14 protein-coding genes are annotated in these 17,033 nt (G+C 66.7%); 13 read left to right on the forward strand and 1 reads right to left on the reverse strand.

Features of this window, described 5'->3' with window-relative positions; all coding sequences use genetic code 11:
- The first annotated feature begins 63 nt into the window (after nucleotides 1-63).
- From AC25ND_RS07730 to AC25ND_RS07765, 8 genes are all read left to right on the forward strand, one after another.
- Nucleotides 64-975 (forward strand): LysR substrate-binding domain-containing protein, encoded by a 912-nt coding sequence (locus AC25ND_RS07730; protein WP_486976214.1) that lies wholly within the window; start codon nucleotides 64-66, stop codon nucleotides 973-975.
- A gap of 173 nt (nucleotides 976-1,148) precedes the next feature.
- Nucleotides 1,149-3,980 (forward strand): xanthine dehydrogenase family protein molybdopterin-binding subunit, encoded by a 2,832-nt coding sequence (locus AC25ND_RS07735; RefSeq protein WP_062364465.1) that lies wholly within the window; start codon nucleotides 1,149-1,151, stop codon nucleotides 3,978-3,980.
- Nucleotides 3,973-4,512, forward strand: coding sequence for a (2Fe-2S)-binding protein (locus AC25ND_RS07740; protein WP_028689265.1), 540 nt, complete (start codon nucleotides 3,973-3,975; stop codon nucleotides 4,510-4,512). The genes AC25ND_RS07735 and AC25ND_RS07740 overlap by 8 nt, the downstream gene beginning before the upstream one ends.
- Nucleotides 4,513-4,514: 2 nt before the next feature.
- Nucleotides 4,515-5,726, forward strand: a complete 1,212-nt coding sequence (locus AC25ND_RS07745) for a cytochrome c (RefSeq protein ID WP_028689266.1) — start codon at nucleotides 4,515-4,517, stop codon at nucleotides 5,724-5,726.
- A gap of 3 nt (nucleotides 5,727-5,729) precedes the next feature.
- A complete protein-coding gene (locus AC25ND_RS07750; protein ID WP_186594863.1) occupies nucleotides 5,730-6,701 on the forward strand; it encodes an XdhC family protein in 972 nt (323 codons plus the stop codon).
- Nucleotides 6,698-7,261 carry a nucleotidyltransferase family protein gene (locus tag AC25ND_RS07755; RefSeq protein ID WP_028689268.1) on the forward strand — a complete coding sequence of 188 codons (564 nt, stop codon included), beginning with the start codon at nucleotides 6,698-6,700 and terminating at the stop codon, nucleotides 7,259-7,261. Before AC25ND_RS07750 ends, AC25ND_RS07755 begins: the two co-directional genes overlap by 4 nt.
- Before the next feature lie 170 nt (nucleotides 7,262-7,431).
- On the forward strand, nucleotides 7,432-8,286 hold the full coding sequence (hchA, locus tag AC25ND_RS07760; RefSeq protein ID WP_028689269.1) for a glyoxalase III HchA: 855 nt from the start codon (nucleotides 7,432-7,434) through the stop codon (nucleotides 8,284-8,286).
- A 5-nt stretch (nucleotides 8,287-8,291) separates the two neighbouring features.
- Nucleotides 8,292-8,993: a PA1136 family autoinducer-binding transcriptional regulator gene (locus tag AC25ND_RS07765; protein ID WP_051555633.1), complete on the forward strand. Its 702-nt coding sequence runs from the start codon at nucleotides 8,292-8,294 to the stop codon at nucleotides 8,991-8,993.
- A gap of 1 nt (nucleotide 8,994) precedes the next feature.
- Here the strand turns inward: AC25ND_RS07765 and AC25ND_RS07770 are convergent, their stop codons facing one another.
- The gene (locus tag AC25ND_RS07770; RefSeq protein WP_069017794.1) at nucleotides 8,995-9,987 is read right to left on the reverse strand and encodes an NAD(P)H-quinone oxidoreductase; all 993 of its coding nucleotides are present in this window, start codon (nucleotides 9,985-9,987) and stop codon (nucleotides 8,995-8,997) included.
- Nucleotides 9,988-10,167: 180 nt separating this feature from the next.
- Here AC25ND_RS07770 and AC25ND_RS07775 point away from each other — a divergent pair, with 180 nt between their 5' ends.
- The 5 genes from AC25ND_RS07775 to AC25ND_RS07795 all read left to right on the forward strand — a co-directional run bounded on the left by AC25ND_RS07775 (nucleotide 10,168) and on the right by AC25ND_RS07795 (nucleotide 17,009).
- On the forward strand, nucleotides 10,168-11,037 hold the full coding sequence (locus tag AC25ND_RS07775; protein WP_486976215.1) for a LysR family transcriptional regulator: 870 nt from the start codon (nucleotides 10,168-10,170) through the stop codon (nucleotides 11,035-11,037).
- A 124-nt stretch (nucleotides 11,038-11,161) separates the two neighbouring features.
- Complete coding sequence (gene qhpR, locus AC25ND_RS07780; RefSeq protein WP_028689273.1) at nucleotides 11,162-12,166, forward strand: AraC-like transcriptional regulator QhpR; 1,005 nt, start codon at nucleotides 11,162-11,164, stop codon at nucleotides 12,164-12,166.
- Between the two features lie 90 nt (nucleotides 12,167-12,256).
- A complete protein-coding gene (locus tag AC25ND_RS07785; RefSeq protein ID WP_486976216.1) occupies nucleotides 12,257-13,621 on the forward strand; it encodes an NAD(P)/FAD-dependent oxidoreductase in 1,365 nt (454 codons plus the stop codon).
- 205 nt (nucleotides 13,622-13,826) lie between these two features.
- Nucleotides 13,827-15,164 carry a DUF1329 domain-containing protein gene (locus AC25ND_RS07790; RefSeq protein ID WP_486976217.1) on the forward strand — a complete coding sequence of 446 codons (1,338 nt, stop codon included), beginning with the start codon at nucleotides 13,827-13,829 and terminating at the stop codon, nucleotides 15,162-15,164.
- Between the two features lie 18 nt (nucleotides 15,165-15,182).
- A complete protein-coding gene (locus AC25ND_RS07795; protein ID WP_028689276.1) occupies nucleotides 15,183-17,009 on the forward strand; it encodes a DUF1302 domain-containing protein in 1,827 nt (608 codons plus the stop codon).
- Nucleotides 17,010-17,033: the final 24 nt, after the last annotated feature.

Below are 17,033 nucleotides of genomic sequence, written 5' to 3' on the forward strand. Positions count from 1 at the left end.
CCATGCTATAAGGCTGTGCTTCGGAGATAATCCGGCAATCCATCAATTCTTGGTGCACGAATCGTGAATAATCTGCCGAACCTGGACGACCTCGACATCTTCCTGCAGGTGGCTCGCCGCGCCAGCTTCGCCGCGGTGGCCGACGAGCGTGGCATGTCGGCGGCGTTCGTCAGCAAGCGCATCCGCCTGCTGGAGGACAGCCTCGGCGTGCGCCTGCTGCACCGCACCACCCGGCGGGTGACGGTGAGCGAGGAGGGCGAGCGGGTGTATCAATGGGCGCAGCAGATCTTCGAGACCCTTCAGCGCATGGACGACGATCTCAACGCCGGCCAGCGCGAGCCGGTCGGTCAGTTGCGCATCGCCAGCAGCCTGGGCCTGGGGCGACGCTTCGTGGCGCCGGCGCTGTCGGAACTGGCGGCGCGCTACCCGCGCCTGGACATCCGTCTGGATGTGCACGACCGCCTGGTGGACCTGATCGCCGAAGGCGTCGACCTGGACATCCGCGTGGGCAACGTGATCGCCCCGCACCTGATCGCCAAGCCCCTGGCGCGTAATCGCCGGGTGCTCTGCGCGGCGCCTTCGTACCTGGCCGAGCATGGCGCGCCACGGGTGCTGGCGGACCTGGCCAGCCATGACTGCCTGGTGATCAAGGAGCGCGACCACCCGTTCGGGCTATGGCACCTGGAAGGGCCGCAGGGCGAGGATAGCGTGCGGGTGACCGGCGCGTTGTCGAGCAACCATGGCGAGGTGGCGCACCAGTGGTGCCTGGATGGGCGCGGCATCCTGCTGCGCTCGTGGTGGGACGTGCACGACAGCATCGCCGAGGGTCGGCTGGTGCAGGTGCTGCCGGACTACCAGCAGGCGGCGGATATCTGGGCGGTGTACACCGCGCCGTTGGCCGGTTCAGCCAAGGTGCGGGTGGCGGTGGAGTTCTTCCGCCAATACTTCGCCGAGCGCTATCGCTTGCCGGATTGAGCCTTCGCGGCGCGATCGCGCCCCCCCGCGACAAGTTGTCTGCTTGACTTGCAGTGGCACTCTACGATCGTTAACTTGACTTCGTAGTCAGTTTTTGTGATCGTGCGCGCCCTCCCAGTTTTCAAGCACCAGAAAAAGCATGGGCAGCCCAAGAGCTACCCAGAGGATCAACCATGTCCAACCGTGATATTTCCCGGCGCTCGTTCCTGCAAGGCGGGCTGGTCGCCGGTGTCGGCGTGACCCTGGCGCCGCTCGGCAGCCAGGCCTTCGCCGCCCTGATGGAAAGCAAGGTCACCACTTCGCCGCAGAAGTGGATGAACCACGACGGCAAGGCGCGTTTTCGTAACGATGCGTTGTCCAAGGTCTGTGGCAACAAGGTGTTCGCCCGCGACATTCGCGCCAAGGACATGCCTGGCTGGCCGCAGCAGCAGGGCCACGCCATGCTGCTCAAGGCCACCAAGGCCGACCGCCTCTACGCAGGCTACGACCTGTCGCTGCTGGGCGCCGAGCTGCAACCGGACCGCATCGTCACCGCCGACGACCTGAAGACGGACGGCATTGCCTGGCCCGAGGCCCATTCGCCCGATCCGCTGCTGCCGCCGGGCCAGGTACCAATGTTCATCGGCCACCCGGTGGCGATCCTGATCTGGAACGACTTCGAGCGTTTCCGCAAGGCCAAGCTCAAGCTGCAGTTCAACGACCAGGCGATCCGCTACGGCGCCCAGGCCCCGCTGTACCAGCGCGACCCCTACGGCAGCTTCCGTTTCGTGCGCGTGGGCGGCAAGACGCCGTTCGACGAGGACGAATACTCGAGCCTGAAGAACACCATGCTGTTCCCCACCATCCTGGCGCGCAAGCCGGTATGGACCGCCGAGCCCAAGCAGCACGGCAACCTCACCGAGCAGGGGATGTTCTACGCCCAGCGTATCGACGAGCAGCTCAAGCAGCCGCCGGAAGACTGGCTGCTGTTCGACGAGCGCTACAAGACTCCGTCGATCGAGCCCGCGGCCCTCGAGCCGGACAACGGCAACGGCTGGTTCGACCCGGCCACCGGCACCCTGCATTTCGTCGTGGCCACCCAGTGCCCGTTCGAAGTGGCGCAGGAATGCGTGCACATGATCAAGCCGTCGCGTTTCGGCCTGAAGCACCTGAACATCCACCCGGGCTACACCGTTGGCTACGGTTCCAAGGACAACAACATCTTCGTGTTCTACGCCGCCGTCGCCGCGCTGTACGGCGCGGGCGTGCCGATCCGCCTGGCCAACGACCGCTACGAGCAGTTCCAGAGCGGCATCAAGCGCCACCCGTTCGACATCCGCTATCAGTTGGCCGTCGACAAGAAGGACATGAGCTTCAAGATCTTCCGCGCCGACATGAGCGTCGACGGCGGCGGGCGCATCAACTACAGCCCGTCGGTGGCCGCCGTGGGCGCCACCGCGGCGCAGTCGATCTACTACATGCCGCAGAACGACCTGTCGGTGACCGCGTACCATTCCCGTGGTGTCGAGGCCGGCTCCATGCGCGGCTACGGCACCCTGCAGAGCATGGCCGCCACCGAGATGATGGTCGACGAGATCGCCGACCGCCTGGGTGTGGACGCCATCGAGCTGCGCCGCAAGAACGCGCTCAAGTCGGGCATGAAGAACACCCAGGGTGCGGTGCCTGCCGGTGCCCTGCGTCTGCACGAGATCCTCGACAAGGCCGCCGCGCACGACTGGTGGAAGAACCGCCAGGCGCGCAAGCAGGCCGAGGACGCCAAGGACCACGACAACTGGTATGGCGTGGGCTTTGCCATCACCCAGAAAGACTTCGGCACCGGCTCCGAGGCGCCGATGGCGGCGGTCGAGTTCAGCGCCGATGGCCGCATCAGCCTGCGCCATATCGGCACCGAGCTGGGCACTGGCATGTCCACTTCCCAGGCCCTGGTGGTCAGCGACTTCCTCGGCCGTGTCGCCGACGAGGTCATGACCGCCCAGACCGAATGGCCGGAGCTGGCGCTGACCACCAGCGGCAACCCCTACCTGATCAGCCAGGCCGAGCAGGACGCCGCACTGCGCAACCCGCGCTGGGTCGGCAAGCTGGCCTCGCCGTCGTCGGCGACCAACTCGGCGTTCTACTTCAGCCACGCCACCCGCGAAGCGGCCCGCGTGCTGTTCAACCACGGCCTGTGGCCGGCGGCCATGGCCCTGTGGAGCCAAGGCCCGTATGGCGGCCAGGCCAACCCGTTGGTGGTGCGCCGCGAGAACGCGGTGTGGGTCAACGGCGAGCTGACCGGTAATGGCCTGGCGCCGATCCCGTTCGCCACGCTGGCGAAGAAAGCCCACGAAATGGGCCTGGTCACCGGCGTCAGCGTGCACGGTTTCAACCGCTGGAGCTGGGCCGAGGCCGACTTCGTCATCGACGGCGTGCGCGAGCGCCTGCCGCTCGATGCCGTGGCGGTAAAGTACGGCGACGGCGCGGTGAACGCGAAGAAGGCGCAGATGAACAGCGCCGGCTTCCACCTGCTCGACCGGCAGAACGCCGAATACCCGGCCACCCAGCTGAACAACGCCATGGTCACCTACTACAGCCCGGTGGCGACCATCGTCGAGGTCAAGGTCAACAAGGGCAGCGGCGAGGTGACGGTGCTCAACCACCACAGCTGGGTCGAGTGCGGCCGGGTACTGGTGCCGGAGCTGGTCAAGGGCCAGCTCGAGGGTGGTATCGCCATGGGCATCGGCCATGCGCTGCTGGAGGAAATGCCGCTGTACGAGGGTGGCCCGGGCGAGGGCGACTGGAACTTCAACCGTTATCGCCTGCCGATGGCCAGGCATGTGGCGGTGTGGAAGCAGACCTCGGAGATCCTGCCGCCGTTGTCGCCGACCGACCCGTCCAAGGGCATCGCCGAAGTGGTGATGATCCCGGTGGTCGGCGCCATCGGCAATGCCGTGGCCCATGCCATCGGCAAGCGCGTGCGCGACCTGCCCATCACCCCCGCCCGAGTCAAGGAGGCCCTCAATGGCTGACCGCAAGCTGCAACTGACCCTCAACGGTCAACCTGTCGTCACCGAAGTGGTCCCCGATGACCTGGCGATGATCGACTACCTGCACGAATACCAGAACCTTACGGGCTCGCGCCTGGGCTGTGGCCAGGGTATCTGCCATGCCTGCGTGGTAATCGTCGACAACCCCGACGGCACCAGCGAAGAGGTGCGCACCTGCATCACCGGCGCGCATTACTTCGAGGGCAAGAAAGTCCGCACCATCGAAGGCCACGCCAAGCTCGACGAAGCCGGTAATCCGGGCGAGTTGAACCCGATCCAGCAGAAGTTCGTCGATCGCTTCGCCTTCCAATGCAGTTACTGCGCGCCGGGGTTTGTCAACGCCGCCACGGTGCTGGTGGAAAAAGCCCAGCGCAAGCCGCTGAAGCAGAGTGAGCTGGAGGGTGCCATCGAGGCCAGCCTCGGCCACCATGTGTGCCGCTGCACCGGCTACGTGCGCTACTACGAGGCAACCCGCGAAGTGCTGGGCGACCTCGGCCTGGTCAAGGAGGGCTGAGCATGACGCGCATTCTGAGCAGCCTGGCGCTGGCCATCGGCGCACTGGTCGCCTGCAACGCCCAGGCGGCGGACGAGGCCTTGATCAAGCGTGGCGAATACCTGGCCCGCGCCGCCGACTGCATGGCCTGCCACACCGCCGAAGGCGGCGCGCCCTATGCTGGCGGCCTGCCGATCCATTCGCCGTTCGGCACCATCTACGGCACCAACATCACCCCGGACAAGCAGTACGGTATCGGCAACTACAGCAGTGACGAGTTCTTCGCCGCCCTCACCGAGGGCAAGCGCAAGGACGGCGCCAACCTGTACCCGGCCATGCCGTACACCTCGTACCACCTGGTCAAACGGGAGGATTCCGACGCGATCCATGCCTACCTGATGAGCGTGGCGCCGATCAACCGTCCGGCCCCGCAAACCAGCCTGAGCTTCCCGTTCAACGTGCGCACCGGCCTGGTCGGCTGGAACCTGTTGTACGGCAAGAGCGTGCAGCTGGAGGAGGGCAAGGGCAACAGCGAGGCGTGGAAACGCGGCCAGTACATGGTCGAGGTGCTCGGCCACTGCGGCGAGTGCCACACCCCGCGCAACCCGATTGGCGCGCTGCAGCAGGACAAGCGCCTGACCGGCGGCCTGCTGTTGGGCTATCTGGCGCCTAGCCTGCTGGCCCAGGACCTGGCCGACCGTGGCTGGAACCATGCGGATCTGGCGACTTTCCTCAAGCACGGTGTCAGCGCCCAGGGCAGCATGTTCAACGAAATGTACCCGGTGGTGCACCACAGCACCCAGCATCTGCAGGACAGCGACCTGTCGGCCATGGCCACCTACCTGCTCGGCGACCAGCCGCCGGCGGCCAAGGTGGTGCAGACAGTCGCCCACGAGACCATGGGCGAGAGCGCCAAGCGTGGCCGTCAGCAGTACCTCAACGTCTGCGCCGGCTGCCATGGTGGCGAGGGCGAGGGCAAACCGCACATCGCCGTGGCCATGCGCGGCAACACCGTGCTGCGCCAGGCCGACTCGCGCAACCTGGTCAAGGCCATCGTCGATGGCATCCGCGAGCAGCAGTTCACCGGTTTCGAGCGGATGCAGCCGATGCCGGGCTTCGCAGACAAGCTCGACGACGGGCAACTGACCGACATGGTCAACTACCTGCGCGAAGCCTGGGGCGGCCTGCCGGGCGACCTGACCACCCAGCAGCTGGCCCAGCTGAAGGCGGACTGACCCGTGCAGCATCTCGACCTGCAGGTGGTGCGCCAGGCGGCGCAGTGGTCGCGTGACGGCTTGCGCGTGTGGCTGTGCACGGTGCTCTGCACCTATGGCTCGGCGCCTCGCGCGCCGGGCTCGCTGCTGGCGGTCAACGACCAGGGGCACTGGGTCGGCTCGCTGTCCGGCGGTTGCGTCGAGGAGGACTTCCTCGAACGCGTCGCCGCTGGCGAGTTCGCCGGGGCCGTCACCATGGTGCGCTATGGCGATGGCAGCGACACTCGCGGCAACATCCGCCTGCCCTGCGGTGGCATCCTCGATGTGCTGGTGGAGAACCTACCGGGCGACTGCGCGACCCAGGCGCACCTGGGCGAGCTGGAGGCGGCCTTGCTGGGCCGCCGCCGGCTTGTGCGCGAGGTCGACCTGCGTACGGGCGAACGCCGGGTGCAGGACGACCACAGCCAGGGGCCACGGGTGGAGCAGGGCGGCGCATGCGTGCGCCTGCGCGTCGGCGCCGCCCAACGGCTGTTGCTGGCCGGCTACTCCAGTGTCGCGCACTTCTGCGCCGAGTTCGGCAAGGGCCTGGGTTTCGAGGTGGTGCTGTGCGACCCTCGCGACGAGGTGATGGACAATGTGGTGCTCGACGGGATAGAAATCCGTCGGGAACTGCCCTCGCTGTTCATCGCCAACGGTGGCTGCCACCGCGACACGGCGGTGGTGGCGCTCACCCACGACCCGAAGATCGACGACCTGGCCATGCTCGAAGCGGTACACACCGAAGCGTTCTACATTGGCGTGATGGGCTCGCGTGCCACCTCGCAAAAGCGCCGTGAACGCCTGCGCCGTATCGGCGGGCTCGGCGATGCCGAGATGGCGCGCATCCATGCCCCCATCGGTCTCAACCTGGGCAGCAAGACGCCGGCGGAGATCGCCCTGGCGGTGCTCGCCGATATCTTGCGCACCCGTAGCGGCATCGCCCGCGAGGCCTTGTGAGCATCGTCGCGCTGGTGTTGGCGGCCGGCCAGGGGTCGCGTTTCGGCGCGGACAAGCGCCGGGCCGTGCTGGGTGATGGTCGTAGTCTTTTGCAGCACAGCGTCGAGCACGCCCTGGAGGCATTCGACGACGTGCGCGTGGTGCTGCGCGCTGGCGAGCGGGGCGAGGACCTGGGGTTGCCGGCGGACTGCCGGATCATCCATAGCCTCGATGCCGGGCTGGGCATGGGCCATAGCCTGGCGGCGGGCGCCGCCTCGCTGGATGACAGCGAGGCACAGGCGGTCGCCATCCTGTTGGGGGACATGCCATGGATCCTGACCGCGACCTTACGGCGGTTGGTCGAAACCGCTGGCCCTGCGGTCATCGTGGTGCCGCGTCATCAGGGGCAGAATGGGCATCCGGTGCTGTTCGGGCGCAACTACTGGCCTGAACTCGCACTGATGACCGGTGATGAGGGCGCGCGTTCGGTGCTGCAACGGCATCGGCAACAGTTGCGGTTGGTCGAGGTAGACGACGCAGGGGTATTGCGCGACGTCGATACGCCCGCCGCGCTCGGCTAGACTGCCCGGAGTTCATTCGCAGCCTTTTCGCGACACAAGGCCGTTCCAGGGACCGCGCGGTCCGATGAAGCGATGCCACAGGCAGCCATTGAGGGAAAACCCTCATTGCCGCTCATCCGGTGGCCTCCTAGCATGGATCCGGTCAACCCCCCAGGCACAGGAGCACAATCATGACCAACAGCAGCGACGACAAACGCCCGACCCCCGATCCGGCCGAGGACAACGCCTTTTTCCCCTCGCCGTATTCCCTCAGCCAGTTCACCTCGCCCAAGTCCGACCTCAGCGGCGCCGACTACCCCGACGCCTACAAGGGCGGACGCTGGAAAATCCTCTTGATCGGTGCCGACGAGCGCTACCTGCTCACCGACAACGGCACGCTGTTCTCCACCGGCAACCATCCCGTGGAAACCCTGCTACCCATGTATCATCTGGACAAGGCCGGCTTCGCCTTCGATGTCGCGACCTTGTCGGGCAACCCGGTCAAGTTCGAATACTGGGCCATGCCTCGCGAGGACCAGCAGGTGCTCGGCCTGTTCGAGCGCTACAAGCCCGCCTTCAAGCAGCCGCGCAAGCTCGCCGAGGTAATCGACAGTGCCCTGGGTGACGACTCGGACTACATCGGGGTGTTCATTCCCGGCGGTCACGGCGCGTTGATCGGCCTGCCGGAAAGCGAAGAAGTCGCCCAAGTGCTGAAATGGGCGGCGGACCACGACAAGTTCGTCATCACCCTGTGCCACGGTCCGGCGGCGCTGCTGGCCGGCGGCAAACTGTTCGATGGCTACAAGATCTGCGCCTTCCCCGATGAGCTGGACGCCAAGACCCCGGACATCGGCTACATGCCCGGCCACCTGACCTGGAAGTTCGGCGAGCGCCTGCAGGCCCAGGGCGTCGAGATCGTCAACGACGGCATCTCCGGCGCCGTCCACCAGGACCGCCGACTGCTCACCGGCGACAGCCCGCTGGCCGGCAACGCCTTGGGCAAGCTGGCTGCCGCGGCCTTGCTCAAGGCGACCAACGGCGGGTGAACGGCATGCCGTTCGACGAGGTGGTACAGGCGGTCCGGCAGATCGAGCAGGCCACCACCCTGGCGACGATCCAGACCGCCGTGCGCACGTTCGCCCGGCCGCTGGGCTATGACCGCTTCGTGCTGTTCAGCGCCAGCGCTGCGCGGGACGAGGTGGTCGAGCGCATCCACTGGGTGGAAGGGGACTGGTTCGGCGACGGCCAGGTGGTCGATGCCCGGACCTACGTGCGCCATTGTCCGGTGACCCGCCATCTGCTGGCAGCCCGTGAAGCGTTCTTCTGGAGCAAGCAGCCTGGCGACGAAGGTGAACGCTATCGGGTGGTTCGGTTGCCCGGCGGGCCGGGCATCCATGGCCTGCAGGTGCCGGTGTTCGGCCCGGCAGGCCTGGAGGGCGCGATGAGCCTAGGCGGTGTGCGCATCGACGCTTCGGCGCCGGCGCGCCTGGCCCTGACCCTGCTGGCCAACGCGGCGTTCCTAGGCGCCCGGCGGCTACTCGAGGCACCGCCCGGCGAGGGTCAGCTGTCGGCGCGTGAGCGCCAGGTGCTGGCCTGGACCGCCGCCGGGCAACGCCAGGCCGATATCGCCGCCACCCTGGGCCTGTCGGTGCGCACCGTGGAAAACCACCTGCGCGCCGCTCGCCGGCGCCTGGGGGTGAGCACCACCGCCCAGGCGATCAGGATCGCCCTGGGCAGCGGCGCGCTCGACTGACTCAGCCGTTGTGCGCAACCTGCAACACCACCTTGCCGATATGCCGGCCGGACTCCATCAGGGCATGGGCCTGGCTGGCCGCTGCCAGCGGGAAGGTCGCGTGGATCAGCGGCTTGACCGCGCCGCTGCGCACATGGGGCCAGGCCTTGGCCTGCAGATCCTCGAGGATCGCCGCCTTGTCGTCGGCGCTGCGTGCACGCAACGTCGAGCCGATATGGGTCAGGCGCTTGGTCAGCAGGGGGAACAGGTCGACCTCGGTGGCCGGGCCCTTGACCACGCCGATCTGCACGATGCGCCCATCCATGGCCGCGGCCTTGAAATTGCGGGCCACATAGTCGCCGGCGATGATGTCGACGATCACGTCGACGCCCTTGCCGTCGGTGTGCAGCATGACCTGTTCGACAAAATCCTCGCGGGTGTAGTCGATGGCCACGTCGGCGCCCAGCTCGAGGCTGGCGGCCTGTTGCCCTGCGCCGTTGACCGTGGTGAAGATCTTCGCCGCGCCCAGGGCGCGGGCCAACTGTGTGGCGGTGGTGCCGATGCCGGACGCGCCGCCGTGGATCAGCACGCTTTCACCGGCTTTGAAGCCGCCGCGCTGGAACAGGTTGACCCAGACGGTCATGAAGGTTTCCGGCAAGGCCGCGCCCTCGACCATCGACAGGTTGTCCGGCAGGTGCGCGGTGGTGCGCTCGTCGGCCACGGCGTACTCGGCATAGCCGCCGCCCTGGACCAGGGCGATCACCGCGTCGCCCACGGCAAAATGGCGGACCTGTTCGCCGAGGGCCACGACCCTGCCGGCGATCTCCAGCCCCGGAATGTCCGGCGCGCCGGCGGGCGGATCGTAAAGACCCTTGCGCTGCAGCAGGTCGGGGCCGTTGACGCCGGCGGCATGGACCTGGATCAGCACCTCGCGGGGGCCTGGTCGAGGCGTGGCGTGGGTGGCGGCCTGGAGGACCTCGGGGCCTCCAGGCCGGGTGATGTCGATGGCGGTCATGTGAGTGGGGATGTGACGCATGAAGACCTCTGTCATTCTGAGGAAAGGCCGCTTTGGCCCGGTGCGTAACAGGGTATGAAACCCGCGTCGTGCGGTCGCGCGGCGATTTTGCGACGCACCTTTGCAGATTTTCTTCAGGCGCCGCGATGCCTGCGGGCCGACAAGTAATGGAGTGAGCCAATGAACTGGGATGACGCCCGCATGCTGCTGGCCTTGAGCCGCGAACTGACCCTGCGCCGCGCCGCCCGGGTACTGCGCGTCGACCAGGCCACCGTGGGTCGGCGGGTGGCGGCGCTGGAGGCGGACCTTGGCGCGACCCTGTTCCTGCGCACGTCCGCCGGCTACCAGCTCACCGCCACCGGCGAAGTGGCCGTGGAAATGGCGCAGAAGATGGAGCAGGCCGCCCTGGAACTGGCCCGCCGCACCCGGGGCAGCGACAACGAACAGGCCGGCGAGGTGCGCATTGCCACCACCGATTCCCTGGCCCTGGAGTTCGTCATCCCGGCATTGCGCCGCTTGCACGAGGAACACCCTGAGGTGCGCATCGTGCTCAGTGGCAGCTCGGAGATCGTCAACCTGTCGCAACGCGAAACCGATATCGCCATCCGCAACCAGCGCCCGGACAACCCCGACCTGGTGCTGCGCAAGCTGGCCAGCTGGCAGATGGGCCTGTTCGCCTCGGCGGACTACCTGGCGCGTCGCGGCGTGCCGCAGGAGGGCAGTTTCGCCGGCCACGACCTGGTGGTGTACGAGCCGTACTGGCGTGACCGCGGCGCACCGACCCTGGTGGACGTGCCCATGGGCGAGGGCCGGGTGGTGATGGCGGCCAATGCCAGCATGATGCTGCGCCGGGGCATCGCCGAGGGCTTGGGCCTGGGCGAGATTCCCGTGGCGCTCGGGCAGCGTGACGGCCTGCGACGGGTCTGGCCGCAGCGTACGCGCAGCCAGCCTTACGAGGTGTGGATGGTCACTCACCAGGACCTGCGCCACACGGCCAGGGTGAGGGCGGTGATCGATCACCTGGTGCGGGCGTTTGCCCCACCTCAGTAACAATCGGTTACAGTCGCTGTGAGCGACCACACGCCCCCTGTAGGCGCGGACTCATCGGCGATGCGCCGCCCGGTGGCGCCTTTTCCTGATCCTGGCACTCTAAAAACGACCTGCGAAGAACAACATGAAATCAGTGCGCACCGTCCTCTCGGAAAACTTCTTCCGCCGTTTCAGGACCACCTTCGCCCCGCACCTGGAAGCCCTCGGCATCGACCTGCCGCTGCTGGAACGCGCCGATATCGAAATCCCTGGCGACCAGTATGTCGCCCTGTGGGAAGCGGCCGGCACCTGCAATCCGGCCGTCGGCCTGACCCTGGGCAGCCAGACCGAGGCCGACGATATCGGTGCCCTGGGCCACGCCTTGCATTGCGCGCCCAGCGTGGAAAAGGCGCTGATGACCCTGCACACCTATATCGTGGTGTTCGCCCAGGAGTCGTCCATCGACTACAGCTGCGAGGGCCGCCAGCTGCGCATCACCTACCAGGTCACCGACAGCACCGTGGTCAACCGCCGCCAGGACGCCGAGTTCGCCATCGCCACGATCCTGCGCCAGTTGCAACTGATCACCGCCAGCCCGGTACGGCCGCTGCGGGTGGACTTCGAGCACTCGCGCCCGGCGGACGTGTCGATGCACAAGCAGTTGTTCATGTGCCCGTTGTTCTTCAGCCAGCCGACCAACCGCATCACGCTGCCCGCCGAGGTCCTGCAACTGCCGGTGGCGCGAGGCAATGAGCGCCTGTTCATGGCCCTGGAGCCGTACCTGCAGCAGGCGCGTGAGCAGCGCAGCATCAGCGACGAATTGCTGCCCCAGGTCACCCGCATGATCGCGCTGGGCATGGCCAGTGGCGTGCCGTCACTGGATGAGGTCAGCGAGTGCATGGGGCTGAGCCGGCGTACCCTGCAACGTCGGCTCAAGGACCAGGGCATCGAGTTCTCTGTGCTGGTGGAGGAGGTGCGCCGTGACCTGGCGCTGGGCTACCTGAATCATTCCGACTACTCGATGACGCAGATTTCTCTGCTGCTCGGCTATGCCGAATCCGGCTCTTTCACCCGGGCGTTCCGGCGCTGGACCGGGCAATCGCCGCAGCAGTTCCGCCAGGCCGGGCGCGGGCCTGGCACGGGGTGCTGAAAATCTGGCGTCCGTGGTCAATCACGTTGCCGCGCCACCCGATAGGCTCGGAGGGACCGCATGTCTGTGTGCGAAACCCGAGAGTCCAGCATGAACGACAACAACAACGACGCTGTGCATGAACATCGCTCCTTCTGGCAACACGACTACGGCGCCTACGCGCCCAATACGCGCCTGACCGAAGACCTCAAGGTCGATGTGGCGGTGATTGGTGGAGGTTTTACCGGGCTCAACACTGCCTGGCAGTTCAAGCGCGACAACCCCGGTGCCCGGGTGGTGGTGCTGGAGGCGGCCTTGATCGGCTTCGGCGCCAGCGGGCGCAATGCCGGTTTCAGCACCAAGCTGTTCGGGCTGGAGCCGGAACTGGTGGTGCTGCGCTGGGGACGGCAGAAGATGATCGACGCCCACCACTACCTTGAAAAGGCCGTGGCCTATACCCGTGAGGTGATCGACAGCCACGGCATCGATTCTGATTACCGCCATGCCGGGCTGGTGCGGGTCAGCTATTCGCCGCAGCAGGTAGCGCGCCTGGGCAAGACCCTGGAGCTGTACGACTCGCTGGGGCTGGCGGCGGACATGCGCTGGCAGGACAGCGACGCGCTGCGTCAGCAGTACGCTTCGCCTCGGTTGTTGGGCGGCATTCGCGAAGCCGAGACCGGCTACCTCGACCCTTGCAAGCACGTGCGCGGGCTCAAGGGCCTGGCAGCTTGCGCAGGGGTGCGTATCCATGAGGCGACACCGGTGCTCGATATCGACAACCGCGGCGTCGGTATCTTGTTACGCACGCCCGTGGCCAAGGTGACCGCCGACAAGCTGGTGATCGCCACCAATGCCTACTCACGGCAGGTACCCGGTTCTCGTGTGCTGGAGCGCCGCCAGTTCCCGCTGTGGACTTACCAGGTGGTCACCGAGCCGTTGGGCGACGCGCTATGGCAGCGTCTGGGCTGGCAGGGCAGGGAGGCCTTCGGCGACAACCGGCAGATGCTGCACTACTTTCGCCCGACCGCGGACGGGCGCATCGTCATGGGCGGTGGTGATGTGCGGGCCTACACCGGCAGCGCCATGCACGAACAGCCCTCGCCGGCCACCTGGGCCCATTGCGAGACACACCTCAAGTGGATCTACCCGCAGTTACGCGACGTACGCATCGCCTATCGCTGGGGCGGGCCGGTGTCGGTCAACGCCGACATGGTCCCTGAGATCAGCTTTGTCGGCGATGAACGCATGATTTATGCCGGGGGGTGCTTCGGCCACGGCGTGGCGCTGAGCCACCTGAACGGGCGCACCATCGCCGACCTGCTGCAGGGGCGACGCAGCGAGCTGAGCGACTTCTGGATCGTCAACCGAAAGGCCATCCCGATGCCGGGCAACACCCTGTCGTGCTGGGCCGGGCGCACGGCGCGCCAGGCGCTGCGAGCCTGGGACTGGTGGGAGGAGCGCGGGCTCAAGGCCTGACACGCAGAGGGTACTTGCCTGCTGGCACCGGATGACAAACACCCTGGCGCATGCGGCCAAGCCGCTGGCCACCGCCATTGAATACTGTCTGTCACGCAGAGCCGGAAACGCATGTTGGGCCGTCTTTTGGCGGCCCCTTTTTCCGCGCCCTTGCCCGTTACGAACTGCCTTTCGATAACCACAACAATCCCGCAAGGAAAAGTTCATGAAACCACGCCCCCTGTCCCTGTTGGGCGGCGCGCTGTTGGCGCTGCTCGGAACCACCACTTCGCTCACGGCCGTTGCCGACCTTACCCCTACGGGGGCCGAAAGGGCCGGCAATGCCGATGGCAGCATTCCCGCATGGACCGGCGGCCTGACCGAGGCGCCGGCCGGCTGGTCGCCGGGCCATGGCGACCCCTATGCCGGCGACAAGCGCCTGTACTCGATCGATGCCAGCAATGTGGCCCAGTACCAGGGGCAGTTGCCGGAAGGCCAGGTGGCGTTGATCAAGGCCTACCCGGGCTATCGCCTGGACGTGTACCCCACCCATCGCAGCTGCGCCATCCCCGCCGAGGTGGCCAAGCGTACCCAGGACTTTGCCGGCCAAGCCCGCATCGGCGCTGATGGCTGGCGCCTGGAGCAGGCCGCCGGGGCCGCGGTGCCGTTCCCGCAACCGAAAAGCGGCATCGAGGTGCTGTGGAACTACAAGCTGCGCTACATGGCCAAGGGCCGCAAAGCGCAGATCTCGTTCCTGCGCCGCGAGGCGGCCGGCGGGCTCACCGAGGTGCGGCAGTGGGCCAGCGAGTACTACCCCTACAACGACCCGGCGGTCAAAACGCCCGAGGACACCGGCGATATCGAAGCCAAGCTGCTCTACGACATCCAGTCGCCGTCCTCGCGCGCCGGCGAGATGTACCTGGTGCACGCGCGCCTGGACCAGCCGCAGAACGCCTGGATCTACTTCCCCGGGCAACGCCGCGTGCGCCAGGCGCCGACCTTCGCCTACGACAATCCGATCGCCGGCTCCGACAACCTGTACTTCGTCGACCAGATCAACATGTTCACCGGCGCCCTGGACCGCTACGACTTCAAGCTGCTGGGCAAGCGCGAAGTGGTGGTGCCGTACAACTCCTACCGTCTGGTGGACAAGGCCAATACCTACGACAAGCTGATCGGCGAGCATTACCTGGACCGTGACGCGCAGCGCTACGAAAAGCATCGGGTGTGGGTGGTGGAGGCCACGGTCAAGGCCGACAAGCGCCATTCGTTCGCCAAGCGCGTGTTCTATTTCGACGAGGACAGCTGGAGCCTGCTGCACGTGGACATGTACGACGCCAGGGGCAACCTGTGGCGGGTGCAGGAGGGCAGCCTGTGGGCCGCCCCCGAGATCCAGGCCTGCACCAACTTCGAGTACGTCAGCTACGACCTGATCGCCCGGCGTTATATCGCCGACGGCTTCACCCAGCAGGGCGCGGCCCTGGACCTCACCGCCGGCCTACAGGGCCGGGTCAGTGACAAGTTGTTCAACGCGGGCGAACTGCGCCGTCGCGGCGAGCGCTGAGCCTCGGGAGACCACAGCATGAACAGACTCCCTTCGCGGGCATGGGCGAAGGCCGCACCGTGCCCGGCGCTGGCCCTGGCTGCCCTCGGGCTGCTCGGCGCGCAACCTTGCCAGGCCGTGACATTCGGTAGCGAGCACGGGATCTCGGGCAGCGTCGACTCGACCCTGTCCTACGGTTTCGCCAGCCGCCTGCAATCGCCCGACTGCCATTTGCTGGGCAATGACAATGGCGGTTGCAACACCGCCACCCATAACGAGCTGGGCCGTTATTACAACCTGGAGCGCGGCAATGGCTACGCCAACGCCGACATCAACTACAGCAACGCCGACGACGGCAACCTCAACTACCACAAACACGACGTGTTCTCCCAGGTGCTCAAGGGTACCCATGAACTGAGCCTGCGTTTCGGCGAGGGCTGGAGTGCCCTGGGGCGGGTGGCCTGGGCGCGGGACTTCAAAATGGACGACACCCGTCGCACCGACCTGGAGGGGCCGGCCAGGCGCGACGCGACCCAGCGCTTCGACCTGCTCGACCTGTGGCTGGCGAAAAGCTTCGACCTCGGCGATATGCCGGCCAAGGTCAAGGTCGGCAACCAGGTGATCAGCTGGGGCGCGGAGCTGTTCGTCAGCGGCGGCATCAACCAGATCAACGCCCTGAGCCTGCCCAAGTACCACACCCCGGGCACGCAGTTGAAGGAAGTGTTCATCCCCGCGCCGATGGCCTCGTTCAGCCTGGGACTGACTGACGCCCTGAACCTGGAGGGCTACTACCAGTTCAAGTGGAACGGCTATGACGTCGACCCGGTGGGCACCTATTTCTCCAGCGCCGACATCGCGGGCGAAGGGCGTCGGGCGATCTACTACCCGACGGGTTTCGTCGAAGGCCTGCAACCCGGCACCTGCGCCGGAAGCCCGACCGGCCGCTGCGGCGACCCGCTGACCAGCGGCCTGAGCCACGAGCAACTGGTGGCCAGCGGCCTGGCAGTACCCTATGGCGGCGAACGCAAGCCCGGTAACGGCGGCCAGTACGGCTTGGCCCTGCGCTGGATGGCGGAGTCGATCAACACCGAGTTCGGCCTGTTCTACCAGCGCTACCACGACAAACTGCCGTTCATCGGCTACACGGCGCGCAGCAACCCGGACGCCTTGGTGGTAGACGATTACTTCATCAACTACGGCGAGGACAAGGACCTGTTCGGCGTGTCGATGAGCACCCTGGTGGGGCCGGTGGCCGTGGCCGGCGAGCTGTCGTTCCGGCCCCACGACAGCGTGGCGATCGACCCGACGGTAGCCTTCGGGCAGGGCCTGACCGGCAGCTACAATCGCTACAGCGTGTTCGACACCGGGGTGAGCAAGGGCTTCGTCGAGCAACGCAAGTGGCAGGCTGACGTCAACGCCACCTATACCTTCTCGGGCAACGACCCGCTGGGCTTCATCCCCAACGCCCTGGGCGCCTCGGACGGCTTCCTGCTGGCGGAGGTGGCGGTCACCCGCTATCCGGGGTTGGACACCTCGGGCCGGGTGCCTTACGTGCTTCCCGACTATTCGCTGCCGGACCGTACCTCGTGGGGCTACGTCACCGAGTTCGGGCTCAACTACCCGAACCTGTTCGGCAGCGGCGTCACCGTCACCCCGCAACTGGACTTCAGCCATGACGTCAAGGGCACCACGCCCAACGCCATGCCCTTCGTCGAGGGGCGCAGGTCGCTGACCGCCTCCTTGCTGTTCAACCACCGCGACCGTTGGAAAGGCGGCCTGCAGTGGGTGCGCTACTGGGGCGGGGGCGACAACAACCTGATGGCCGACCGCGACTTCGTCAGCGGCAACATCTCCTACTCCTTCTGATCCGGCCGCCATGCGCTTGCGAGC

This window comes from Pseudomonas sp. P110(2024) (genome assembly GCF_057480795.1).

Bases quoted from the DNA above. Each gene is read 5' to 3' on its own strand.
- AC25ND_RS07735 (WP_062364465.1), top strand. From the start codon at position 1,149: ATGTCCAACCGTGATATTTCCCGGCGCTCGTTCCTGCAAGGCGGGCTG.
- AC25ND_RS07740 (WP_028689265.1), top strand. From the start codon at position 3,973: ATGGCTGACCGCAAGCTGCAACTGACCCTCAACGGTCAACCTGTCGTC.
- AC25ND_RS07745 (WP_028689266.1), top strand. From the start codon at position 4,515: ATGACGCGCATTCTGAGCAGCCTGGCGCTGGCCATCGGCGCACTGGTC.
- hchA (WP_028689269.1), top strand. From the start codon at position 7,432: ATGACCAACAGCAGCGACGACAAACGCCCGACCCCCGATCCGGCCGAG.
- AC25ND_RS07765 (WP_051555633.1), top strand. From the start codon at position 8,292: ATGCCGTTCGACGAGGTGGTACAGGCGGTCCGGCAGATCGAGCAGGCC.
- AC25ND_RS07770 (WP_069017794.1), bottom strand. From the start codon at position 9,987: ATGACCGCCATCGACATCACCCGGCCTGGAGGCCCCGAGGTCCTCCAG.
- AC25ND_RS07775 (WP_486976215.1), top strand. From the start codon at position 10,168: ATGAACTGGGATGACGCCCGCATGCTGCTGGCCTTGAGCCGCGAACTG.
- qhpR (WP_028689273.1), top strand. From the start codon at position 11,162: ATGAAATCAGTGCGCACCGTCCTCTCGGAAAACTTCTTCCGCCGTTTC.
- AC25ND_RS07785 (WP_486976216.1), top strand. From the start codon at position 12,257: ATGAACGACAACAACAACGACGCTGTGCATGAACATCGCTCCTTCTGG.
- AC25ND_RS07790 (WP_486976217.1), top strand. From the start codon at position 13,827: ATGAAACCACGCCCCCTGTCCCTGTTGGGCGGCGCGCTGTTGGCGCTG.
- AC25ND_RS07795 (WP_028689276.1), top strand. From the start codon at position 15,183: ATGAACAGACTCCCTTCGCGGGCATGGGCGAAGGCCGCACCGTGCCCG.